We start from the raw sequence: 22,736 nt of genomic DNA, 5'->3' as shown, positions 1-22,736 counted from the left end.
GCATAAAAAAAAAGAAATGAACCAAGATTATATTAAAGCTGACAATTGGTCCATCATTGAGGAGGGATTTGATGTAGAGAGCATAAAATCGTCTGAGAGTCTTTTCAGCATTGGGAACGGTGCTATGGGACAACGAGCAAATTTTGAAGAACATTATAGTGGGGAAACTTTTCAGGGAAGCTATATTGCAGGAATATATTATCCAGACAAAACTAAAGTTGGCTGGTGGAAAAATGGCTATCCAGAATATTTTGCGAAAGTGTTAAATGCACCCAACTGGATTGGTATTGATATAGAGATTAACGGTGAAAATTTAGATTTGAATGCTTGTTCATCGGTTAAAAACTATCGTAGAGAACTTAACATGAAAGAAGGTTGGTACAATCGCTCTTTTGAAGCTACATTAAAAAACGGAACTGAGATTAGCGTTAATGTTCGTCGTTTCCTTTCACTAAATTTAGATGAAGTTGGAGTTATTAAATATGAAATTACTCCATTAAATAGAGACTCAAAAATAGTCTACAAACCTTATATTGATGCAGGTGTAACCAATGAAGATGCCAATTGGGAAGAAAAATTTTGGGAACCATTAGATGTTAAACATTCTGAAAACAAAGCATTTGTAACTGCAAGAACGTTTAAAACGCATTTTATAGCAACTACGTTCATGCAAAACAGTATTTTATCTAACGGAACAGATTTAAAAATTACAACAGAGAATATTGAGTCCAATAAAGAAAAAATACAATTCATCTATACAGTTGCGGTAGCTAAAGGAGAAACATCAGCAATAGAAAAAATTGGTGGTTATACTGTTTCTTTAAATCATGAAAATACGCAACTTGGTGCTGAAAATGCAATCCAAGCCGCATCAACAAAAGGATATGATCAATTGTTGCAAGATCAAATAGTGTCTTGGGCAAAAATATGGGAAATGTCAGACATCACTATAGATGGAGACGTAAAAGCTCAACAGGGAATTCGTTTCAATATTTTTCAATTGAACCAAACTTATTTAGGTAAAGATTCTCGATTGAATATTGGTCCAAAAGGATTTACTGGAGAAAAATATGGTGGCTCGACTTATTGGGACACTGAAGCCTATTGTATCCCGTTTTATATGGCGACTAAAGACCAACAAGTAGCTCGGAATTTGTTAGCTTATCGTTACAATCAATTAGATAAAGCAATCGAAAATGCAGCAAAATTAGGGTTTTCAAACGGAGCGGCTTTGTATCCAATGGTAACGATGAATGGTGAAGAATGTCATAACGAATGGGAAATTACTTTTGAAGAAATTCACAGAAACGGAGCCATAGCTTTTGCCATTTTTAATTACTACCGTTTTACTGGTGATTATTCCTATATTCCCGAAAAAGGACTAGAAGTTTTAATAGGAATTGCACGTTTTTGGCATCAAAGAGCCAATTTCTCTACCCATAAAAACAAGTATATGATTCTTGGTGTTACGGGACCAAACGAATACGAAAACAACGTAAACAATAATTTTTATACGAATTATATCGCAAAATGGTGTTTAAATTATACTTTCGAACAAATTCAGAAAGTTTCTATAGAATACCCTTCAGATCATAAAAGAATTACCGAAAAAGTAAAGATTACGGATGCCGAATTACAATCTTGGAAAAAAGTAGCTGATAACATGTACTTCCCATTTTCTGAAGAACTTAATGTTTACTTACAACAAGACGGCTTCTTAGATAAAGAATTGGTTAGAGTTGCCGATTTGGATAAAACTCAAAGACCAATTAATCAAAAATGGTCTTGGGATAGAATTTTGCGTTCGCCATACATAAAACAAGCCGATGTTTTACAATGCTTTTATTTCTTTGAAGATCATTTTACAAAAGAGGAGTTAAATCGCAATTTCGAATTCTACGAATCGTTTACTGTTCACGAAAGTTCACTTTCGCCTTGTGTACACTCTATTCAAGCAGCAGTTTTAGATAAAATGGAAATGGCTTATACGTTCTATTTAAGAACTTCTCGTTTAGATCTTGATGACTATAACAAAGAGGTAGAAGAAGGCTGTCACATTACCTCAATGGCTGGAACTTGGATGAGTATTGTAGAAGGATTTGGAGGTATGAGAGTAAAAAATGATGCACTTCATTTTTCTCCAAAAATACCAAAAGAATGGAATGGTTATTCTTTCAAAATTAATTTTAGAAACCAAATATTAAAAGTTTCTATTAATCATAACGATACTCAATTTTCACTTGAAGGGGCTAAAGAATTGACTGTTTTTGTAAACGGAATAGCTGTTCTTGTCGAACCAAATAACTTGGTAACCGTTTAATTTTCAATTTTAAACTTAATCTCGAGTCATCTAATAAAAGTGAACTTGAAATTAATTGATACTACAGAGAAACATAGAATTTATAATAAGTAATTTTATGTTTCTTTCTTGTGGTATGCACTTAAAAAAATTTCAAGTAGAACTAAATAATAACAAAACATGAAAAAAATAGTTGTTCTACTTCTGATTTCCGTTCTTTCGTTTGCGCAAAATGCAAATCGGAAGTTTGTAAATTGTACTTTTAAAAAAAATCTACTTGAAATTAATACCTCTGACGGGAAGTACCATATAAAACCGTATTCCAATCAAATTATAGAAACTAGTTTTATTCCAACTGGAGAAGTATTCAATCCAAATTCACATGCTGTAGTTTTAACTCCAGAAAAAGTTAGCTTAAAAATAAAACAAACCAAAAACGCTATAGTTTGTTCAACATCAGGTATAATTGTTTCTATTCAAAAAAGTCCTTTTCAAATTTCTTATTTCTATAAAAACAATTTATTAATATCCGAAAAAAATGGGTTTGTTAAAAAAACAAATACAGACACAAAAGACACATCAGCAATAGAAACTTTAGAATTCAATTTAGACAACACCGAAGCCCTTTTTGGTGCTGGAGCTCGAGCTTTAGGCATGAACCGTCGTGGCAATCGTTTGCAATTGTACAATCAAGCCGATTATGGTTATGAAACGTACTCAAAAAAAATGAACTTCTCAATTCCGTTAGTACTCTCCTCAAAAATTTATGCTATTCATTTTGACAATGCTCCTATTGGCTACTTGGATTTAGATAGTAAAAAAGACAATACTTTAATCTACGAAACCATTTCTGGCAGAAAAACATACCAAGTAATTGCTGGTGAATCTTGGGGTAATTTAATTTCAAATTATACTTCCCTTTCAGGTAGACAACCATTAGTGCCTCGTTGGGCTTTAGGGAATTTATCAAGTCGTTTTGGATATCACAACCAAGATGAAGTAACAAAAACAATTGATAAGTTTATAAAAGATGAAATTCCTGTTGATGCCATTATTTTAGACTTATATTGGTTCGGAAAAACGGTTCAAGGCACCATGGGGAATTTAGATTGGGACAAAGATAATTTTTCCAATCCAAAGAAAATGATTGCTGATTTAAATACAAAAGGAGTAAAAACAGTTCTTATTACAGAACCCTTTATTTTGACCACCTCTAACAAATGGAAAGAGGCTGTTGATAAAAAGGTGTTGGCAACAGACAAAGTAGGCAATCCTTTTACCTATGATTTCTATTTTGGGAATACTGGAATTGTAGACCTATTTAAACCCGAAGGGAAGACTTGGTTTTGGAATATTTATAAAGACTTAATCAATCAAGGAATTGGAGGATGGTGGGGCGATTTAGGAGAGCCCGAAGTTTTTCCATCAGCAGCACTTACCGCTAAGGGAACAGCTGATGAAGTACACAATATATATGGGCATTCATGGGCAAAAATGATTAGTGATGGCTATAAAACTGATTTTCCTAAAACTCGCCCTTTTATTTTAATGCGTGCCGGTTATTCTGGTTCTCAGCATTATGGAATGATTCCTTGGTCTGGCGATGTGAGTCGCACTTGGGGTGGTTTGCAATCACAACCCGAAATTGCTTTACAAATGGGAATGCAAGGCATGTCCTATATGCACTCAGATTTAGGAGGCTTTGCAGGAGATTATTTTGATAATGAATTGTATATTCGATGGTTGCAATATGGCGTTTTTCAACCCATTTATCGTCCGCACGCTCAAGAAGATGTAGCTTCAGAACCAGTCTACAAAGATATTGTAACTAAAGCTAAAGCTAAAAAACAAATCGAATTGCGTTATCAAATGTTGCCATACAATTACACTTTAGCTTTCGAAAACAATAATAAAGGACTGCCGTTAATGCGCCCTTTATTTTTTGAAGAGCCTAAAAATCAAAAATTAGTTACCACTTGTGATTCTTATTTATGGGGCAATGATTTTTTAGTTACTCCTATAACTAAAGCGTCAGTAACAAGTACTTCAGTATATTTTCCGGAAAACAACAATTGGTTTGATTTTTATTCAGATACGAAACATGAAGGGGGAACTACTGCATCTATTCAAGTTTCGGCTGATAATATTCCCGTTTTTGTTCGTGGTGGCGCCTTTATTCCAATGATTAAAACAATACAAAACACATCGAAATATTCACTAAATGCTTTTGACTTACACTATTATTTTGATGAAAAAACAGTTACAAGTAACGGAAAGTTATACAATGATGATGGAACAACAGCTAATGCTTTTGAAAAAGGAGAATTCGAAATTTTAAATTTTGCATCATCCATCAAAGAAAAAACGGTTACCCTTACTTTAAATGCGGAAACTGGAAAATCATATCTATCTGCTGACAAAAGCGTTTCTCTAATTCTGCATAATATGAATGATAAAATTAAAAGTGTTACTATAAATGGTGCAGAAAGTAACTATGTTATTCAAGATTCTAAAATAGTTGTTCCTATTCAAATAGTAAGAAATAAAACAACAATTGTATCGTTACAAATTCAATAAAAATATAATCAATGAAAAAAGCAGTTCAAATAAGCATTGTGTTTTTAGTATTCTTTTTGTCAAATTGTTCATCAACAAAAAAATGTGCTATAAAAGAAACAACAAAAACTACTTTTGTTTGGGAGGGAGCCAATTTATATTTTTTAATGACTGATCGTTTTAAAGACGGGAATCCAAAAAAAGAAATTTATTTAAACCGTACAAAAACTGCTGGAAAATTAAGAGGTTTTGAAGGTGGAAACATCAAAGGTATTATACAAAAAATTGACGAAGGTTATTTCGATAAACTAGGAATAAGTGCCATTTGGCTCACCCCAATTGTAGAACAAATTTATGATGGTGTAGATGAAGGAACCGGATTAAGTTATGGTTTTCACGGGTATTGGGCAAAAGATTGGACAGCATTAGACCCAAATTTTGGTACTAAAGAAGATTTAGCTTTACTAGTTCAAAAAGCACATGCAAAAGACATCCGTATTGTTTTAGATGGTGTCATCAATCATACAGGACCTGTAACAGCAATAGATCCTGTTTGGCCAAATGATTGGGTTCGAACGGGTCCACAATGCGATTATAAAAGTTTTCAAAATACAACCGCTTGTACTTTAGTTGCTAATTTACCAGACGTAAAAACAGAAAGCACACAAGAAGTATCACTACCGCCTTTCTTAATCGAAAAATGGAAAAAAGAAGGAAGATATGACAAAGAAGTGGCCTCATTAGATGAATTTTTTAAAAGAACTGGATATCCAAGAACGCCAAAAAACTATATCATTAAATGGCTAACTGATTATATTACCGAATTTGGAATTGACGGCTATCGTGCAGATACTGTAAAACATACAGAAGAAGGGGTTTGGGCCGATTTCAAAACCCAATGTGATTATGCTTTTGCTGATTGGAAAAAAAACAACCCGACAAAAGTTTTAGACAATAATCCTTTTTATACCATTGCCGAAGTATACAATTACGGCATAAGCGGTGGACAAATTTTTGATTTTGGAGATAAAAAAATAAACTATTATCAAAACGGATTCAATAACATGATAAATTTTGAATTCAAATGGGATGCACAAAAAGATTACGAATTCATCTTTTCAAAATATTCAAACAAACTTAATAATGAATTAAAAGGCTATAGTGTTTTAAACTATTTGTCTTCACATGACGACGGAAGTCCTTTCGATGCCAAACGGACAAAAAGCATAGAAAGTGGCACAAAATTATTGCTTTCTCCAGGGATTTCTCAGGTGTATTACGGAGATGAAACGGGTCGCTCTTTGGCAATCGAAGGAACTCAAGGAGATGCTACTTTACGCTCATTTATGAATTGGGAAGACCTACAATCTAATCCTGAGACTCAAAAAACACTGTTACATTGGCAAAAATTGGGTCAATTCAGAAGAAATCATCCTTCGGTAGGAGCTGGTATCCATTCTCAAATTTCTTCAAATCCTTATGTATTCAGTAGAACTTTTACAAAAAATAACTATTATGATTCTGTAGTTATTGGTTTAGATTTACCTGTAGGAATAAAAGAAATTACTGTAGGAACCATTTTTAGAAATGGAGCTAATGTAAAAGACACCTATTCCGGAAAATCAGCAACTGTTACCAATGGAAAAGTAATTATCGATTCCGAATTTGGCTTTGTCCTATTAGAATTAAAAAAATAATAAAAATAAAATTGACACAAACGCCCTTAGAAATGAAGGCGTTTTTTTATGTTTACACTTTCATAATTTAATAAAGAATGCTAAACCTAGGACATCGTGGCGCAAAAGGGTATGAGCCTGAAAACACTTTGCTTTCTTTTCAAAAAGCAATTGACATAGGAGTTGATGGCATTGAGCTAGACGTTCATCTGAGTTCCGATGGAGCAATTATGGTCATACACGATGAAACTATTGATAGAACCACTAACGGCAAAGGATTTGTAAATGAACTATCTTTGCTAAAATTGAATGGCTTTGAAATAGAAAAGGAACAAAAAATCCCTTCACTTCAAGAAGTTTTTGATTTGGTAAACCAACAATGTCTTATAAATATTGAGTTAAAAGGAAAAGGAACAGCAAAACCTGTTCTTGCTTTAATTGAAGAATATGTTTTAGAAAAAAATTGGGATTACAGTCATTTTATAGTTTCAAGTTTCGATTGGACTGCATTGCAAGAACTACGTAAGTGGAATCCTAAAATTCCAATAGGCGTTTTAACCCAAACTAATTTAGATTTAGCTGTGGCTTTCGCCAAATTTATCAAAGCCGAAACTATTCATCCGTATTTTCATTTGTTAACCAAAGAAAATACAAAAAAAATACAAAATGAAGGTTTTGAAGTATTTTCCTGGACCGTTAATGAAATAGAAGACATTGAAAAAATAAAATCATTCCATGTAAACGGAATCATTTCTGATTTTCCGGATAGGATTTGATTTTAAACCTACATATATAAATATCTCAAGACTCACATAAAGCTAAACTTAATAAATCTTAACTCTCTTAATGGTTTAAAAAATGAATCAAAATTTCGATATTATTATTGTTGGTGGCGGTGCAGCGGGTTTTTTTACAGCAATTAATAGTGTTGAGAAAAATCCTAAGCTCAAAGTTGCTATTTTGGAACGTGGTTCAGAAGTGTTACAGAAAGTTCGCATTTCTGGTGGAGGAAGATGCAATGTAACTCATGCTTGTTTTGAACCTAATGAATTGGTCAAGTTTTATCCGCGCGGCGAAAAAGAATTGCGGGGTCCTTTTCATCAGTTTTGTTCTGGCGATACTATTGAATGGTTCGAAAAACATGGCGTAGAGCTCAAAATTGAAGACGACGGACGCATGTTTCCCGTTTCTAATTCATCGCAAACTATTATTGATTGCTTTATACAAGCCACACAAAAATTAGGAATTAAAGTGCTGACAGGACAAAGTGTGCAATCGATATTCAAAAAAGATAGCTTTTGGAAAATTGAAACCCAAAGCGAAAACTATATCACCGAAACATTAATTCTAGCCACAGGAAGTAACCCGAAAATATGGGAAATGCTACAAAATTTTGGTCACGCCATCGTTTCGCCAGTCCCTTCCCTATTTACTTTTAATATCAAAGATTCAAGAATAAAGGAATTACCTGGAGTTGCTGCAAATGTCTCCGTAAAAGTAAAAGATAGTAAACTTGTTTCCTCAGGACCTTTATTAATTACGCATTGGGGCATGAGTGGACCTGCGATTTTAAAACTCTCTGCTTGGGGTGCACGAATTTTAAATGATAAAAACTATCAGTTTACCATTTATGTCAATTGGCTCAATGATGTTGATGCCGAAGATACTGAAAAAATTCTCAAAGAAATAAAACAAGAACACGCGAAGAAAGCGGTTTCAAAGAAATCTCCTTTTGAACTTCCTAATCGTTTGTGGGAAAGTTTAGTACTTGCCTCTGGCATTGAAACAGAAACAAAATGGGCAGATGTATCGAAAATACAATTGCAAAATATTGCTCATCAATTGACCAATGCTAGTTTTCAAGTAAACGGAAAAAGCACATTTAAAGAAGAATTTGTTACCGCTGGCGGAATCGATTTAAAAGAAATTAACTTTAAAACCATGGAAAGCAAGCTACACCAAAATCTTTATTTCGCTGGAGAAATCGTAAATATTGATGCCATTACTGGCGGATTTAATTTTCAGAATGCTTGGACGAGTGGGTTTATTGTGGCTAGTGCTATAACCAACTGATAAGTTAATTGCTCTTTCAACTTTTGTGGCAAAATTTTCAAAATGAAAAAAATGCTGCATTTATTTAACAACCGTCTTTGCGAGGTGCCCGTTTATAAATTATTTTACTATCTCGTTCTGCATAGTCGCCCGCTACTATTGGATAGGAATACTTGGGCGCTTGCAAAACGCTATGGCTTTTTATAATTATTTTGTCGTTCACTTTCAGGCGATGCAATTGCTGAAATTCATTATACTTTTCTGGTCCAAAAGCAAGAATATAATCGTCGCTATTAATCCTTACCATCAGTCCGAAACCTAATCTTGAACCCAACGGAAGAGAAAGAGAGGTTACAACTCCCTCCATATTGGTATAATCCCTAATGGACTTACTTATTTTAGTAGCACTGGCATACACGTTTTTACCTGTAGGAGACGCTTCCCATTTTTTGTATTGTATACCATCAGGGCTAGCCTCCCATTTTTTCAATTCAGCTTCCTTTTCCGCAGCAGAAAGAGACTTTTGGATTGACTTTTTTGAAGTTTCATTTTTAATATCACGATTATCACCCGAGCCATAGGCGAATGGAGCGAAGATAAATACCAGTCCGCTTAACACAACCAGCGGTAAGATTAGCGCATAAATGATTTTTTTCATGTTTCTTGTATGTTTAATTAATAATATGTTTTTGGTCACTTTCAAATTATTAGTACAAACATACTTTCATTGGTTCTTGCAACAATATGTTTTAGTGTAAAAGAAATGTAAAAAAAGTATAAATTTTTAGTAAATCGCTGCTTGATGTTTAATAAAAAAATACTTTTGAAGAATGAAACAAAAATACCTTTTCCTTTTACTCGCCTTATTATTGGTTTTGTTTGTCGCTTTGTTGTACGTGGATTTTCAGCAACAATCGGCTCATGAGAATCCAAAAAACCAAATACTATTGCGAAAAATTGGGGATGAACTACTCAGAAGTTCCAAGGATTCGACTTCTAAGGTCTTGCCAATACAAAAAATAGCTGCAAAGGAGTTTCATATTACGTTTGAAAATCAGTTGCCCATTACACCGGATTCTTTAGTTGCCATTGTGCAACGCAACCTCAACCAAAGCAGTTTCTCAAAGGACTATGCGGTGCAGGTTTTAGCCTGTTCGACCAAGAAAGTAGTCTATGGTTTTGTACATTATGCTCATGCTAAAGAAACTATAATTTCGTGTTTGGGGCGCAAATTGCCTATAGGTTGTTATACTATTGCCGTGCAATTTATCCCGCAAAAAACTATTTTCTCAAGGAATAAAACAATAATTATTGGGAGTATTATACTGGTGCTTCTGGTTTTACTTTTCAGAATTGGGTATAAAAAGAAAACGAAACCAATCCCTAAGAGTGCAACGGGGGAAACCCTTCATATAGGGAAATACGATTTTCACTACAAACAACACGTTGTGTACTACGACGGCTTAAAAATTCCGTTAACGGTGAAAGAATCAAAATTGCTATATATTTTCTTTACTTCTCCTAATGTAATTATCGATCGCAACGAACTTCAAAAAGAAGTCTGGGAAAATGAGGGGGTCATCGTAACCCGAAGTCTAGACATGTTTATCTCCAAACTGCGCAAGAAATTAGATAAAGATTCCTCCGTGCGCATTGTGAATAGTCATGGTGTGGGATATAAGTTGGAAGTGGGTTAGGTTGGAGAATTGCTTAGGATTGAAATAGTTTGTGGATTTACAAAATGAATTAACAGGCGAGCTTTGCGCAGGCTTTAGAGCTTGCTCAAAGCGTGAGTTGAGCGAAGTTCGCCTGTTGAGTGAAATTCGTTGGCGAATTTTGCTCAACGTTCTGCCGCTTTGAGATGGCTGGAAATTCGTAACCGCTCAATTTTCGGCTTAACGAAAACTTGATGCGAAATGGTAATTCCACTAAATTCCAGCTAGCTCAAAACGGTTGTTAGGCAACGTTTTTTTTCGCCGTTTCTATTCTTTTAAGAGTCGTTTCTTTATACTTTTCACTTAATTCAGAAATCAAATCTTGATGATTTTCTAATTCTAAAAGTTTCAGCCAATTCTTTTCTTTTTCTAAATAACTTGAAATTGAAGGCATAAGATTTTTAGGAAATGAATAATAAAATTCCTTTGGATTTTTTAAATCGCTCAGTAGGTTGCTTATTTCTCTATGTCTATTTAAAATTTCAAAATATTTTTCGGTTGATTTTTCTTTTTTGTTTATCTGATTTTGGTTTTCTGATTTCAGATTTAAAATCCGTTCTACTTTTTCTAACTGATCTTCAGAAAGTCCAATAGGGATATTAACATCGCCATACCATTTGTCATCATAATCATCGTACGAAAGTCCTCCCCAAACTATTACTTTTCCGTTATGCCATTCATTCAATGTATTGTTAAGCCTTTTATTCCCTTTTGGTAAATAGCCAAGTAGTTTGTTTTCATTGTTGTAAATTTCTACAGCATACATATCGTGGGAATTATTGTCAGTTTTTGCATAACCTATAAAATCTCCATTATGAATTGTCGGGTTTAGGTTCTGATAAAACATACCTTTTATTTCAAATGTTTTATTTCCTCTATTTTTGTAAAGCAACTTTTCCTCTTTTAAATCGATTGCAGTTGGCTTTTCAATTGATTTTTTTAGTTGAACGCTTATACTCGTCGTTTTTACAGTCTTTTTCGATTTGTTATTTCCAATGAAATAAACAATTAAGGTTATAATTATGATGAATAATATAAATCCTGTCATTTCCGTATTTTTTTTTAAAATGTTGCCTAACTTGTATATATTACTGACATCTTCAGACCTATCACCCTTATTTTGGGTAGATATGTCTGATATACATCAATACCTATGTTTCCCAAATATATTAATAAACTTTCAAAACCCGTGACAAAATTTTCAAACTGAAAAAAAATCAGAAAAGTTGTGTTAAAATTTTCATTTTGAAAAAATTGTCTCAACTTTTGTGGCAAATTCGATTAAAAAACTACCTATTCAACCACCAAATACTAATATTTAAAACACTGGCAAAACTTACCCAAAGCAAGTACGGAATAAACAAATAGCCCGCAATTTTGTCAATTTTTCCAAATTTAATGTAGGTTTCATAAATCATCAACCAAAGCAAGATAATTTCGATACCTGCCAACATGGGGTTTCGCAATCCAAAAAACAAAAGCGACCACAAGGCATTCAATCCCAGTTGAATTACAAAAAAATTCAAAGCTTTTCTAACGGCTTCTCGTTCAAAATCAATGCGATTCCAAACCAAACCTGCCGCGATTCCCATCATGATGTATAAGGTACTCCAAACAGGTGCAAATACCCAACTTGGAGGATTAAAACTCGGTTTTATTAAAGTAGGAAACCAAGTTAACACGCTGGAACGGGTTACCATTCCTGATATATACCCTATAGCCACACAAGTCAAGACAAAAATTAGAATTTTTACGTATTTGTTCATAATGCAATTTTTATCAAATTTAGTCAAATTTATTGCGATTCTACAAATGAACTATATTTATGCAGACTGAAATTCTGTTTGGACAAAAACGAAAAATTAAACCGCAAATTCGCAAATTAAAAAATGCCATTACAAAAATAATTTGCGAATTTGCGGTAAATATATTTATATGCTTAAAAAAAGATGGATTAATGTAGATAGTTTTAAACTTAATTTGAGAACAATAAAGAACGTATAAATCAAAAAAAGTATCTTTGCATAAATTTTACAATTCATGTTTTCAGCAAACGATTTTATTCCAGAAACTTATTCTGCTTCTATAGACCAAGGAAGCTTCACATGGAGCGCACCCAGTAATATTGCTTTGGTGAAATATTGGGGAAAAAAAGAGCATCAGATTCCAGCGAATCCATCAATAAGTTTTACTTTGAATCATTGTAAAACAATTACTAAAATGGGTTTTTACAAAAAAGAAAACAACGGAAATTTCTCTTTTGATTTGCTTTTTGAAGGAAAACCTAAAGAAGATTTCAAACCAAAAATCGAAAAATTTCTGGAACGAATAGAACTCTATTTGCCATTTTTGAAAGACTATCATTTTACGATTGATACCCAAAACACATTTCCGCACAGTTCCGGAATTGCTTCGTCAGCATCAGGAATGGCGGCATTGGCAATGAATTTTATGAGTTTAGAGAAAGTATTGCAATCAGAAATGACAGATGATTATTGCTATCAAAAAGCGTCTTTCTTGGCGCGTTTAGGCTCAGGAAGCGCTTGCAGAAGCGTAAAAGGTAGTGTTGTGGTTTGGGGTAATCATAACAATACAAAAGGAAGTTCTGATTTGTTTGGAGTCGAATTTCCGAACACCATTCATGACAATTTCAGGAATTATCAAAACACTATTTTACTTGTGGATAAAGGCGAAAAGCAAGTTTCGAGTACTGTTGGACATGATTTAATGCACAACCATCCTTTTGCCGAAAGGCGATTTGCTCAAGCGCATGACAATTTAGATAAACTTTCTATAATACTTCAAAACGGAAATCTTGACGAATTCATCAAAATTGTAGAAAGTGAAGCTTTGACATTACATGCCATGATGATGACTTCGATGCCTTATTTTATTTTGATGAAACCTAACACATTGGAAATTATAAATGCGATTTGGAAGTTTAGAAATGAAACAAAAATACCAGTTTGTTTTACACTTGACGCCGGAGCTAATGTGCATGTATTGTACCCAAAAAACGATTGCAAAAAAGTTTTACAATTTATTAAGGACGAATTAGTTGGCTATTGTCAAAATGGTCATTACATTTGTGATGAAATTGGTTTTGGAGCTCAATTGATAATTGATAATTAAAAAATATGAAAGGACCATTATTTTACTCTAAAATATTACTCTTTGGCGAATACGGAATTATACGTGACTCAAAGGGCTTATCAATTCCTTATAATTTTTATAATGGTGCGCTGAAAAAAAAGGAAAATCCTTCAGCAGAAGCAATTGCATCGAACGCAAGTTTGAAACGTTTTGTCTCCTATTTAGAGACTTTGCAAAACGAGCAACCTCAATTAGTTACTTTCGATATCAATACTTTAAAAAACGATGTTGAAACTGGAATGTATTTTGATTCTAGCATTCCACAGGGCTATGGTGTAGGAAGTAGTGGTGCACTTGTAGCCGCTATTTACGATAAATATGCGCAAAATAAAATTACGGTTTTAGAGAATTTAACTCGTGAGAAACTTCTACAATTAAAAAATATATTTTCTCAAATGGAGAGTTTTTTCCACGGAAAAAGTTCAGGTTTAGATCCTTTAAACAGCTATTTGAGCATTCCAATTTTAATTAATTCTAATGACAATATTGAAGCAACCGGAATCCCAACACAAAGTTTAGATGGAAAAGGCGCCGTATTTTTGTTAGATTCTGGAATTGTTGGCGAAACGGCCCCAATGGTAAATATTTTCATGGAAAATCTTAAAGACAAAGGTTTTCGTGCCATGCTAAAAAACCAATTCGTTAAACATACTGATGCTTGCGTAGAAAATTTTCTTGGTGGTGACATGAAATCTTTGTTTGAAAACACTAAAAAATTATCAAAAGTAGTTCTGAATAATTTTAAACCCATGATTCCAGAACAATTTCATGGTATTTGGCAACGAGGCATTGACACCAATGATTATTACCTAAAATTATGTGGCTCTGGCGGTGGTGGTTATATTCTAGGTTTTACAGAAGATTTAGAAAAAGCAAAAGCTTCACTAAAAGAGTATAAATTGGAAGTAGTCTATCAATTCTAAAAAAGTTTTTATTTTTAAACTTTAATTCTTTTTTTCTTCCATGTTAAACAGAAAGAACAAACTTTTAGTATTAAAAATTGTCAGTTTGTTCTCGGTAGTTAGAGGATATAATATTCCTATTATTGCTTTGGCTCAATATCTTTCCGCTATTTTTATTCTGGCTCCTGAAAAAAGGGCTTTATCTGTACTTTTAGATTTTAATCTTTTTATATTAGTTGTTGCGTCGAGTTTAACTATTGCTTCCGGTTATATTATTAATAGTTTTTATGATAGCAAAAAAGATTTAATTAATCGCCCAAATAAATCTCATTTGGATCGATTAGTGAGCCAAAAAACAAAGCTTCAGGTTTATTTTGGCATTAATTTTTTTGTGGCGTTGATTGCTTTATTTGTTTCTGGTCGGGCTTTTATCTTCTTTTCTGTTTACATTTTCTTGATTTGGTTTTATTCGCATAAGATAAAAAAATACCCTTTGATTGGTAATCTTATGGCCGCATTTCTGGCTGTATTGCCATTTTTTGGGATTCTCTTGTATTATAAAAATTTTTATGAAGTCATTTTTTTTCATGCTACTTTTTTGTTTATACTATTACTAGTTAGAGAAATGATAAAGGATTTAGAAAACATCAAAGGCGATTTGGCTAATAATTATCAGACTATTCCTATTGTTCGTGGTGAAGTAATCTCGAAAAGAATTATTACATTTTTGTTATTGCTTTCTATTATTCCTGTTTACTTTTTAATCAATATTTTTGATGTGGGGTATATGGATATTTATTTTTATGTCTGTTTTATTATTCTAATTTTTTTTGGATTACGTTTGTGGAAATCAACCACAAAAGGGGAATTTTTACAACTTCATAATACCTTAAAATTCCTTATTGTTGCAGGTGTTTTTTGCATAGTTCTCATAGACCCTAGTGTGTTGTGGAATGGCAAAAAATTATTGATGACTATTTGATATTTCAACAACTTTTCTTATTAATTCCAATCATTTCGACTAGGTTAGCCCTGATAGCAGTGAAAATCCTACGCTTTTGGGCGTAGATTGTAACGGATAGCAGGAATAGCTCCTGAAAAACTGAATCTAATTGCCTATCTTTGCATAAATTACAGAATATATGAATAATAAGGAGGGCAATAAAAAAGGAAATGGCGCTAGACCCAATAGTTCTAGACCCAGTTCTAATAAGCCAAAACCGGCAATGCAGAAGCGTGCTCAAGGGCCAAAGAAAGTAAAAACGACTACTAAAATAGTTCCTGTTGCAACCGATAAAATTGAAAAAAAACCAAATCAAGCGCCAAAGAGACCAAAAGTAGCTGATGAAATTCGTTTGAACAAATATATCGCTAATTCTGGCGTATGTTCTCGTCGTGATGCCGATATTTACATTCAATCGGGAAATGTTAAAGTGAATGGAAACCCAATAGTTGAAATGGGTTATATGGTAAAGCCTGGTGATGTTGTAAATTTTGACGGAGCGGTTTTAACTCCCGAAAAGAAAGAATATATTTTGCTGAACAAGCCTAAAAACTTCACAACTGCTTTAGACGAAGGTCAGGAATTTCGTAATGTTTTAGAGCTCGTTAAAGGTTCTACCACTGCAAAAATAGGAGCTGTTGGTAGAATGGATAAAAATACGACTGGTTTGTTATTGTTTACAAATGATACGGATATGATTCGTAAATTTACTTTACCGAATCAGAAATCATCAAAAATTTATCAGGTTTCGTTAGATAAAAATTTGAAATACGAAGATTTAGAAAAAATAAGCAAAGGTTTAGTTCTTGACGGACATCGCGTTTTCGTTGAAGAAGTAAGTTATATAGACGATCAACCTAAAAGCGAGGTGGGGCTTAAACTAAGATCTTCGAATGTAAAAGTGGTTCGAGCTATTTTTGAACATTTCAGTTATGATGTTTTAAGAATAGACAGAGTCGCATTTGCAGGTTTAACCAAGAAAAATTTGCCTCGTGGAAACTGGCGTTTATTAACCGAACAAGAAATTATTAATTTGAAGAATGTGTAATCTTTTTCGAAAATAAAAATTAAATTCCTGCTTTATAGCGGGAATTTTTGTTTTGAGTCTAAAATTTATTGCAATAAAACTGTTTTTGCTATAGGCAAAATTCTTTCAACAAACTTTGAATAAGCAACTGCTGAAGGATGCAAACCATCATTAGCAACCAAATTAGTTTCGATTAATCCTAATCGAGTAATATCGGTAATGTTTACAAAAGCGATAGTATTTGCTAAACAATATTCTTTTGCGAATGTATTGTACCTGTCTATTTGTGTTGAAATAGAAGTGTTTCCGTTTCCAAATCGAGTGTAAGCATAATCTGGAATAGAAACCACAATTACATTAGTTTTATCTCCTTTTGCTAACGAAATGGCGGTATTTACTAACTCAAGAAATTCTTGTTCATAAAGTGAAAACGGTTTGCCTTGATATTGATTGTTTACTCCTATTAACAATGTAACCAAATCATAATTTGGTTTAAGAGTTTTATTGTCAATTGCATTAATTAGATTCGTTGTAGTCCACCCTGTTGTGGCAATTACTTCTAGAGAAAAACTGTCTTTTGGAAATGCACTTTGCAAACCTAATTTTAATTGTTCTGGAAACCGACAGGTTTCGCATACACTTTCTCCAATTGTATAACTATCGCCAAGTGCTAAATAGTTATAGGCTTTGGGTTCAGGAATCGGCTCTGGATCAGGAATTGAATCAGGTTCAGGAATTGAAACAAAAACAATGGGAGCAACATCATCTATATCAGTACTGCAACTTAAGCCTGTAATTAATAAAAAACAGCCCAAAACAACTTTAAATATTGTCTTCATAGTTTCTGTAATTAGCGTTAACTTTTTTTATTTAATCTATAAATGAACTGAAAAGAATTGATTTATAGTATTAAACCACAGCCTCTTTCTCCAAAATCACTTCTTCAATGGCATTCCATAATCCGATGCGTTTTTCTAGGGCATGGATTGAAATTTCAGCTACCTCACCCCACTTTTTCGAGTCATTTCCGCAAAGTTCCGTAATCATTTTCATTGCCATTGGCCCATGTTCATCAGCATCTAATTCAATATGTCTTTCAAAATAATAAATCAGTTTACTTAAATCGGTTTCTGGAAAATTTGCTTGAAAGTTTTTCAATATTTCCGTGAACATACTCGGAATCAAATCTTCTCTTCCAAAGGTAAATGCCGCCGCAATTTCATGGGTTTTTCCTTCTTCAATAACTCTAAAAGTAAAATCCAAAAAAGCTTTAATATTAGGATGTAAATTACTTTGTTTAATAGCTACGAATATATTTTGCAATGAACTTACTTCTGATAAAAATGAATGAATTCCGTTAGTGTCTGCACCACAGTATTTCATTGCATCAAGGTACATTTCAAAATGACTTTGCCTTTTTCCATCTATAGTCAAATCAGATTCTTCAGCTAAAACAATTTCATTAATCAAATATCGAGTTTCGGTATTTTCAGTAGCAAACCATGGCGTTGTAGTACAAGTTAATTTTGATTGCAACGCTTTTAACAAAGACATAAAATCCCAAACAGCAAATACATGATTTTCTAGAAAAGAATGTAAATCGTCAATCGTTTTTACTTTATCATAAAGTGAATGATGGAGTAATTGCTCTTTTTGATGTGCTATTGATTGGTTTATTTTTTGAATATTCATGGCGGTTTTTTAATTATATACGAGTTTATATGCTAAGTAGATTTTGTTAAATATACCACAAAAATAAAAATGCTTCTCCAGAAAGAGAAGCATTTTATATCAATTTTATTTATTGTTTAATCATTTAAAAGCAGGTATTCCTGTGATGTCCATTCCCGTAATCAATAAATGAATATCATGAGTTCCTTCATAAGTAATTACCGATTCTAAATTCATCATGTGTCTCATAATAGAATATTCGCCAGTAATTCCCATTCCGCCTAATATTTGACGCGCTTCACGAGCAATATGTATAGCCATATCTACATTATTCCTTTTTGCCATAGAAATTTGGGCCGTGGTTGCTTTTCCTTCGTTTCTCAAAACTCCTAAACGCCAAGTTAAAAGTTGAGCTTTCGTGATTTCGGTAATCATTTCGGCCAATTTTTTCTGTTGTAATTGAGTTCCAGCAATAGGTTTGTCAAATTGGATTCTTTCTTTTGCATATCTCAAAGCGGTATCATAACAATCCATTGCAGCTCCTATAGCTCCCCAAGCAATGCCATAACGAGCAGAATCTAAACAGCCGAGTGGAGCGCCAAGTCCAGATTTATTGGGTAACAAATTTTCTTTAGGAACTTTTACATTATCAAAAATCAGTTCACCAGTTGCAGAAGCACGAAGCGACCATTTATTATGAGTTTCTGGAGTAGTAAAACCTTCCATGCCACGTTCTACTATCAATCCGTGAATTCTACCTTCTTCATCTTTCGCCCAAACCACTGCAATATCTGCAAATGGAGCATTAGAAATCCACATTTTTGCTCCATTCAAAAGATAATGGTCACCCATGTCTTTAAAATTCGTAATCATACTTCCTGGATCAGAACCATAATTAGGTTCGGTCAAACCAAAACAACCCAAAAATTCTCCTGAGGCTAGTTTTGGTAAATATTTTATCCTTTGTTCTTCGTTTCCGTATTTCCAAATAGGATACATAACTAATGAAGATTGTACTGAAGCAGTAGATCGAACACCAGAATCCCCTCTCTCGATTTCTTGCATGATTAAGCCATATGAAATTTGGTCTAAGCCAGCTCCGCCGTATTGCTCTGGGATGTATGGACCAAAAGCACCTATTTCTGCTAAACCACTAATTATTTGTTTAGGAAATTCAGCACGTTGTGCATAGTCTTCTATGATAGGAGATACTTCTCGTTTTACCCATTCACGTGCTGCTTCACGAACTAATTTATGCTCTTCTGTTAGTAAATCATCCAATAAGTAATAATCTGGAGCTTGAAAAAGATCTGGTCTCATAGTTTAATCATTAGGAAAGAATCGCAGGAAAGCGAAGCCAACTTGTTAGTAATAGATTTGCAAATTTACACAAAGAATTTTAACAAAACGATTAACAATTGTTATAATTATCTTCAAGCAAAATGAATTTCCATCTCTTTTCAAAAATGATATTACATTTTCAAATAAAATTCTTTAACCAACTCGACATAATCATTTGTATATTCATGCCTACTAATTTCAATAACTAATTCGTTAGCATCTAAAACAGGCAATTCAAATCGTTTAAAAGCGAGTAAACTCCTAATAATTTGGGTTTTATGTGATCCTTTAACTCTAGTAATTTTTATTGGAAAAAGTTCAAATTCAGCACATAAATCGATGAATCGTCCTTCTTCTTTAAAAGGAATGATTACTGAAAAAATACCGTTCTCAGATAAAAGTAAATCTGCAGCTTCAATTAAATCCTCAAAAGGCATGGCATCTTGAAAACGAGCTATATCTCTTTGAGCATTTTCAGTTTTATAATCATCGGAATAAAAAGGGGGATTCGAAATAATTAAATCATACTCATCTTCCGGGTCTTCAACAAATTCATCCAAACCAGCATGATAGCAAAATAATCTGTCGCCCCATGGTGAATTTTCAAAATTATTAACAGATTGTTCATAGGCGCCTTCGTCAATTTCTAAAGCATCTATTTGCTCAGCAAGGCTTCTTTGGGCCAACATCAAAGCAATAATTCCAGTACCAGTTCCAATATCTAAAATACTAAAAGGATTATTTTCTATAGGAGTCCAAGCACCAAGTAAAACACCATCAGTTCCAATTTTCATGGCGCATCGGTCTTGTTCAATAGAAAATTGTTTGAATTGGAATTTAGACAACTTAGATTTTTTAGAATATTAGACAATTTAGATTTCTTATAAAGTCGCAGACGTTTCTAATTATCTAAAAGCGGAGCGAATCTAAAAATCTATAAATACATTTCAACCAAACCTTCTGGCAAATCCATGATGACTTTTTTATTAGGTCTATCAATTTTTACTAAAAAAGCATCAATCATAGGTATTAAGAGTTCTACTTCACCGTTTAAAACTTCAAACAAAGGTTGAGCTGAACTATCATTTACAGATTGAATGATTCCGAATACACCTAATCGTTTATCTTCAATTTCAAAACCAATCACTTCGTGAAAATAGAATTTGTTACCCGTAAGTTTTGGCAACAATTTTAATGGTAAATAAATAGCGCAACCCAATAATCGGTCGGCTTCTTCTTCATTATTTACATCTTCAAAACGAACTCGAAGAAAATCGTTTTTGTGTAGGGAACTGTTTTCAATAAAAAATGGAACCAGATTATTGTTGAATTCAACAAAAACTGATTCCATATTCTCATATAAATCTGGTTCGTCTGTATCTAAATACACTAAGACTTCCCCTTTGAAACTAAATTTTTTTGCGATTTTACCTAAATAGAAACATTCTTCTTTACGCATCGTCGCCGCTAAAATTATGCCTCAGTTGTTTCGCTAGCTGTATCTGCAGCAGGAATTTCCTCTACTACTACATCTGCAACAACCTCTTCTGTAGCAACTTCAGCTTCGGCAGTTACAACTTCAGCTTCGGCAACTTCTTCTTCAACAGCAGGAGTAGCAGCAGCTATTGCGTCAGCTTCAGCTTGAGCAGCAGTAGCTAAACGTTTAGCGTTTACTTCTTTTTCAGCTTTTAATGCTTTAGCTTTAACATCAGCTTGTGCTTTTGTTAATCCTTCTTTTTTGTTGTCAACTTTTCCAGTTTTAGCTTCTAACCAAGCAGCTAATTTTGCATCAGCTTGTTCTTGAGTTAACGCCCCTTTACGAATACCACCATCAAGATGATGTTTCAATAATGCTCCTTTATAAGAAAGGATTGCTTTTGCCGTATCAGTAGGCTGAGCACCATTGTGCAACCATTTTACTGCGCTATCTAAATCTAAATCGATAGTTGCAGGATTGGTATTTGGATTGTAAGTACCTATTTTTTCTAGGTATTTACCATCTCTTTTTGAGCGAGCATCTGCCGCTACAACCCAGTAAAAAGGTTTTCCTTTTTTTCCGTGTCTTTGTAATCTAATTTTTACTGACATAATCGTTTGATTAAATTTTGAGGTACTCGACCTCTATTAATTAAGGGTGCAAAGGTAGTTTTTTTTTAAAGAATACAAACTATAATTCTAATCAAATAATTGAGCTGCGTTAAATAATTATAATTTTTATGTTTTTTTTACCGCTTTTTACTTTAAAAAGTTATTTTTGTTGGATAAATAAAATTACAAATGAATAAATGTATCTATTTTTTATTGTTTTTGATAGGATTAACTTCTTGTAATCAAGATATATCTATAAATAACACTGGTGTAATGCAAGGCGTAAAGGATAATGTAGCTTGGAGAGCTACTGATGCAAGAGCTACCGTTGAATCGGCAAATACAATAAGTATTGAAGCGGTTACCATAAATGAAACTTTGACATTAAACATTCCTTTACCGTCTAGATTTGTAAGTCCAAGTAACAAAATTGACCCGTATGATTTAAGCAAAATCAACAATGGAGATGTTACTTATTCTTTCTCTATTGATGGTGTTACAACAGATTATGAGTCAGATTTAGATATTGACAACCCTGGAGTAATTGCTATAACAGAATATGATGGCCAAACTATTTCGGGAACCTTTAGATTTAATTTAAAAAATACTGATGACTCTTCTGAAGAAGCAAAAATAGTAAATTTTCAATATGGTAATTTTTATAAAGTTCCAGTAACACCATAACTATTGTATTAAGAAATATTTTACACAAACCATTTGTAAAAACAAATGGTTTGTTTGTTTTAATTAAACTTGTCATAAATAATCTAATACATAGTAGTTTAGAATAAAATATGAGTATATTTGTATACTATTTTAAAATAATAATTATGAATATTTTTGTTGGAAGCCTTCCGTTCAGTATTGAGGAAGCAGATTTAAGAGAGTCTTTTGAGGCTTACGGTGCAGTTGATTCTGTAAAAATTATTACTGATAAATTTACTGGAAGAAGTAAAGGATTTGGTTTTATTGAAATGTCAAATGATGAAGAAGCTCAGAAAGCAATTAATGAATTAAATGGTGCTACTGTTCAAGGACGTGCCATTGTTGTAAACAAATCTGAACCAAAACCAGAAGGCGAAAGAAGAAGTTTTAACAATAACAGTCGTGGTGGAGATTCACGCGGTGGTTATGGTGGAGGAAACAGTCGTGGTGGTGATAACCGTGGCGGTGGAGACAGAGGAGGAAGATATTAATATTTTTTTCAATCATATATTAAAAAAGGTGTCAATTTTATTGACACCTTTTTTGTT

General features: G+C 33.2%; 21 protein-coding genes. 12 read left to right on the top strand and 9 right to left on the bottom strand.

Annotation, left to right across the window (positions count from 1 at the left end):
* Positions 1–16 precede the first annotated feature (16 nt).
* From F6464_RS08325 to F6464_RS08305, 5 genes are all read left to right on the top strand, one after another.
* Complete coding sequence (locus F6464_RS08325; RefSeq protein ID WP_151107347.1) at positions 17–2,320, top strand: glycoside hydrolase family 65 protein; 2,304 nt, start codon at positions 17–19, stop codon at positions 2,318–2,320.
* 159 nt (positions 2,321–2,479) lie between these two features.
* Positions 2,480–4,876, top strand: coding sequence for a glycoside hydrolase family 31 protein (locus F6464_RS08320; protein WP_151107346.1), 2,397 nt, complete (start codon positions 2,480–2,482; stop codon positions 4,874–4,876).
* 11 nt (positions 4,877–4,887) lie between these two features.
* Entirely contained in the window at positions 4,888–6,552 is a 1,665-nt protein-coding gene (locus tag F6464_RS08315; RefSeq protein WP_151107345.1) for an alpha-amylase family glycosyl hydrolase, read from the top strand.
* Between the two features lie 77 nt (positions 6,553–6,629).
* Positions 6,630–7,307: a glycerophosphodiester phosphodiesterase gene (locus tag F6464_RS08310; RefSeq protein WP_151107344.1), complete on the top strand. Its 678-nt coding sequence runs from the start codon at positions 6,630–6,632 to the stop codon at positions 7,305–7,307.
* A gap of 82 nt (positions 7,308–7,389) precedes the next feature.
* Entirely contained in the window at positions 7,390–8,604 is a 1,215-nt protein-coding gene (locus F6464_RS08305) for a BaiN/RdsA family NAD(P)/FAD-dependent oxidoreductase (protein WP_151107343.1), read from the top strand.
* A 64-nt stretch (positions 8,605–8,668) separates the two neighbouring features.
* Here F6464_RS08305 and F6464_RS08300 read toward each other — a convergent pair whose 3' ends face one another.
* Complete coding sequence (locus F6464_RS08300) at positions 8,669–9,202, bottom strand: hypothetical protein (protein ID WP_225318050.1); 534 nt, start codon at positions 9,200–9,202, stop codon at positions 8,669–8,671.
* A gap of 211 nt (positions 9,203–9,413) precedes the next feature.
* On the opposite strand from F6464_RS08300, the gene F6464_RS08295 reads away from it, so the two are divergent.
* Positions 9,414–10,280, top strand: coding sequence for a winged helix-turn-helix domain-containing protein (locus tag F6464_RS08295; protein WP_151107341.1), 867 nt, complete (start codon positions 9,414–9,416; stop codon positions 10,278–10,280).
* Positions 10,281–10,539: 259 nt separating this feature from the next.
* Here the strand turns inward: F6464_RS08295 and F6464_RS08290 are convergent, their stop codons facing one another.
* Both F6464_RS08290 and F6464_RS08285 read right to left on the bottom strand, forming a co-directional pair.
* Positions 10,540–11,346, bottom strand: coding sequence for a hypothetical protein (locus F6464_RS08290; protein WP_151107340.1), 807 nt, complete (start codon positions 11,344–11,346; stop codon positions 10,540–10,542).
* Between the two features lie 241 nt (positions 11,347–11,587).
* Positions 11,588–12,064 (bottom strand): TspO/MBR family protein, encoded by a 477-nt coding sequence (locus F6464_RS08285; RefSeq protein ID WP_151107339.1) that lies wholly within the window; start codon positions 12,062–12,064, stop codon positions 11,588–11,590.
* A 274-nt stretch (positions 12,065–12,338) separates the two neighbouring features.
* On the opposite strand from F6464_RS08285, the gene F6464_RS08280 reads away from it, so the two are divergent.
* From F6464_RS08280 to F6464_RS08265, 4 genes are all read left to right on the top strand, one after another.
* Positions 12,339–13,430, top strand: coding sequence for a diphosphomevalonate/mevalonate 3,5-bisphosphate decarboxylase family protein (locus F6464_RS08280; RefSeq protein ID WP_151107338.1), 1,092 nt, complete (start codon positions 12,339–12,341; stop codon positions 13,428–13,430).
* A 5-nt stretch (positions 13,431–13,435) separates the two neighbouring features.
* On the top strand, positions 13,436–14,374 hold the full coding sequence (locus tag F6464_RS08275; RefSeq protein ID WP_151107337.1) for a mevalonate kinase family protein: 939 nt from the start codon (positions 13,436–13,438) through the stop codon (positions 14,372–14,374).
* 40 nt (positions 14,375–14,414) lie between these two features.
* Positions 14,415–15,335 carry a geranylgeranylglycerol-phosphate geranylgeranyltransferase gene (locus F6464_RS08270; protein WP_151107336.1) on the top strand — a complete coding sequence of 307 codons (921 nt, stop codon included), beginning with the start codon at positions 14,415–14,417 and terminating at the stop codon, positions 15,333–15,335.
* A 160-nt stretch (positions 15,336–15,495) separates the two neighbouring features.
* Positions 15,496–16,404 (top strand): pseudouridine synthase, encoded by a 909-nt coding sequence (locus tag F6464_RS08265; RefSeq protein WP_151107335.1) that lies wholly within the window; start codon positions 15,496–15,498, stop codon positions 16,402–16,404.
* Positions 16,405–16,469: 65 nt separating this feature from the next.
* Here F6464_RS08265 and F6464_RS08260 read toward each other — a convergent pair whose 3' ends face one another.
* The 6 genes from F6464_RS08260 to F6464_RS08235 form a co-directional block, all read right to left on the bottom strand.
* Positions 16,470–17,222: an SGNH/GDSL hydrolase family protein gene (locus F6464_RS08260; protein ID WP_151107334.1), complete on the bottom strand. Its 753-nt coding sequence runs from the start codon at positions 17,220–17,222 to the stop codon at positions 16,470–16,472.
* A gap of 70 nt (positions 17,223–17,292) precedes the next feature.
* Entirely contained in the window at positions 17,293–18,075 is a 783-nt protein-coding gene (locus F6464_RS08255; protein ID WP_151107333.1) for a DUF3050 domain-containing protein, read from the bottom strand.
* A 120-nt stretch (positions 18,076–18,195) separates the two neighbouring features.
* Complete coding sequence (locus tag F6464_RS08250; protein WP_151107332.1) at positions 18,196–19,374, bottom strand: acyl-CoA dehydrogenase family protein; 1,179 nt, start codon at positions 19,372–19,374, stop codon at positions 18,196–18,198.
* Between the two features lie 152 nt (positions 19,375–19,526).
* Entirely contained in the window at positions 19,527–20,189 is a 663-nt protein-coding gene (locus F6464_RS08245; RefSeq protein WP_151107494.1) for a tRNA1(Val) (adenine(37)-N6)-methyltransferase, read from the bottom strand.
* A 140-nt stretch (positions 20,190–20,329) separates the two neighbouring features.
* Positions 20,330–20,854 carry a ribosome maturation factor RimM gene (rimM, locus tag F6464_RS08240; protein ID WP_151107331.1) on the bottom strand — a complete coding sequence of 175 codons (525 nt, stop codon included), beginning with the start codon at positions 20,852–20,854 and terminating at the stop codon, positions 20,330–20,332.
* Between the two features lie 14 nt (positions 20,855–20,868).
* Positions 20,869–21,483, bottom strand: a complete 615-nt coding sequence (locus tag F6464_RS08235) for a 30S ribosomal protein S16 (protein ID WP_151107330.1) — start codon at positions 21,481–21,483, stop codon at positions 20,869–20,871.
* Positions 21,484–21,672: 189 nt separating this feature from the next.
* On the opposite strand from F6464_RS08235, the gene F6464_RS08230 reads away from it, so the two are divergent.
* The gene (locus F6464_RS08230; protein WP_151107329.1) at positions 21,673–22,167 is read left to right on the top strand and encodes a DUF6252 family protein; all 495 of its coding nucleotides are present in this window, start codon (positions 21,673–21,675) and stop codon (positions 22,165–22,167) included.
* Positions 22,168–22,313: 146 nt separating this feature from the next.
* On the top strand, positions 22,314–22,679 hold the full coding sequence (locus tag F6464_RS08225) for an RNA recognition motif domain-containing protein (RefSeq protein WP_151107328.1): 366 nt from the start codon (positions 22,314–22,316) through the stop codon (positions 22,677–22,679).
* The last annotated feature ends 57 nt before the right edge of the window (positions 22,680–22,736 follow it).

Source organism: Flavobacterium luteum, from assembly GCF_008806775.1.
GTDB lineage: Bacteria > Bacteroidota > Bacteroidia > Flavobacteriales > Flavobacteriaceae > Flavobacterium > Flavobacterium luteum.
The sequence above is the reverse complement of the archived record's forward strand: the minus strand, read 5'-3'. Positions and strand labels throughout refer to the sequence as shown.

Excerpts from the sequence above, each read along its gene's own strand:
- F6464_RS08235 (WP_151107330.1), bottom strand. The coding sequence starts at position 21,483 with ATGTCAGTAAAAATTAGATTACAAAGACACGGAAAAAAAGGAAAACCT.
- F6464_RS08270 (WP_151107336.1), top strand. The coding sequence starts at position 14,415 with ATGTTAAACAGAAAGAACAAACTTTTAGTATTAAAAATTGTCAGTTTG.
- F6464_RS08230 (WP_151107329.1), top strand. The coding sequence starts at position 21,673 with ATGAATAAATGTATCTATTTTTTATTGTTTTTGATAGGATTAACTTCT.
- F6464_RS08315 (WP_151107345.1), top strand. The coding sequence starts at position 4,888 with ATGAAAAAAGCAGTTCAAATAAGCATTGTGTTTTTAGTATTCTTTTTG.
- F6464_RS08320 (WP_151107346.1), top strand. The coding sequence starts at position 2,480 with ATGAAAAAAATAGTTGTTCTACTTCTGATTTCCGTTCTTTCGTTTGCG.
- rimM (WP_151107331.1), bottom strand. The coding sequence starts at position 20,854 with ATGCGTAAAGAAGAATGTTTCTATTTAGGTAAAATCGCAAAAAAATTT.
- F6464_RS08260 (WP_151107334.1), bottom strand. The coding sequence starts at position 17,222 with ATGAAGACAATATTTAAAGTTGTTTTGGGCTGTTTTTTATTAATTACA.
- F6464_RS08305 (WP_151107343.1), top strand. The coding sequence starts at position 7,390 with ATGAATCAAAATTTCGATATTATTATTGTTGGTGGCGGTGCAGCGGGT.
- F6464_RS08285 (WP_151107339.1), bottom strand. The coding sequence starts at position 12,064 with ATGAACAAATACGTAAAAATTCTAATTTTTGTCTTGACTTGTGTGGCT.
- F6464_RS08310 (WP_151107344.1), top strand. The coding sequence starts at position 6,630 with ATGCTAAACCTAGGACATCGTGGCGCAAAAGGGTATGAGCCTGAAAAC.
- F6464_RS08295 (WP_151107341.1), top strand. The coding sequence starts at position 9,414 with ATGAAACAAAAATACCTTTTCCTTTTACTCGCCTTATTATTGGTTTTG.
- F6464_RS08245 (WP_151107494.1), bottom strand. The coding sequence starts at position 20,189 with ATGAAAATTGGAACTGATGGTGTTTTACTTGGTGCTTGGACTCCTATA.
- F6464_RS08255 (WP_151107333.1), bottom strand. The coding sequence starts at position 18,075 with ATGAATATTCAAAAAATAAACCAATCAATAGCACATCAAAAAGAGCAA.
- F6464_RS08325 (WP_151107347.1), top strand. The coding sequence starts at position 17 with ATGAACCAAGATTATATTAAAGCTGACAATTGGTCCATCATTGAGGAG.
- F6464_RS08225 (WP_151107328.1), top strand. The coding sequence starts at position 22,314 with ATGAATATTTTTGTTGGAAGCCTTCCGTTCAGTATTGAGGAAGCAGAT.
- F6464_RS08280 (WP_151107338.1), top strand. The coding sequence starts at position 12,339 with ATGTTTTCAGCAAACGATTTTATTCCAGAAACTTATTCTGCTTCTATA.
- F6464_RS08290 (WP_151107340.1), bottom strand. The coding sequence starts at position 11,346 with ATGACAGGATTTATATTATTCATCATAATTATAACCTTAATTGTTTAT.
- F6464_RS08250 (WP_151107332.1), bottom strand. The coding sequence starts at position 19,374 with ATGAGACCAGATCTTTTTCAAGCTCCAGATTATTACTTATTGGATGAT.
- F6464_RS08275 (WP_151107337.1), top strand. The coding sequence starts at position 13,436 with ATGAAAGGACCATTATTTTACTCTAAAATATTACTCTTTGGCGAATAC.
- F6464_RS08265 (WP_151107335.1), top strand. The coding sequence starts at position 15,496 with ATGAATAATAAGGAGGGCAATAAAAAAGGAAATGGCGCTAGACCCAAT.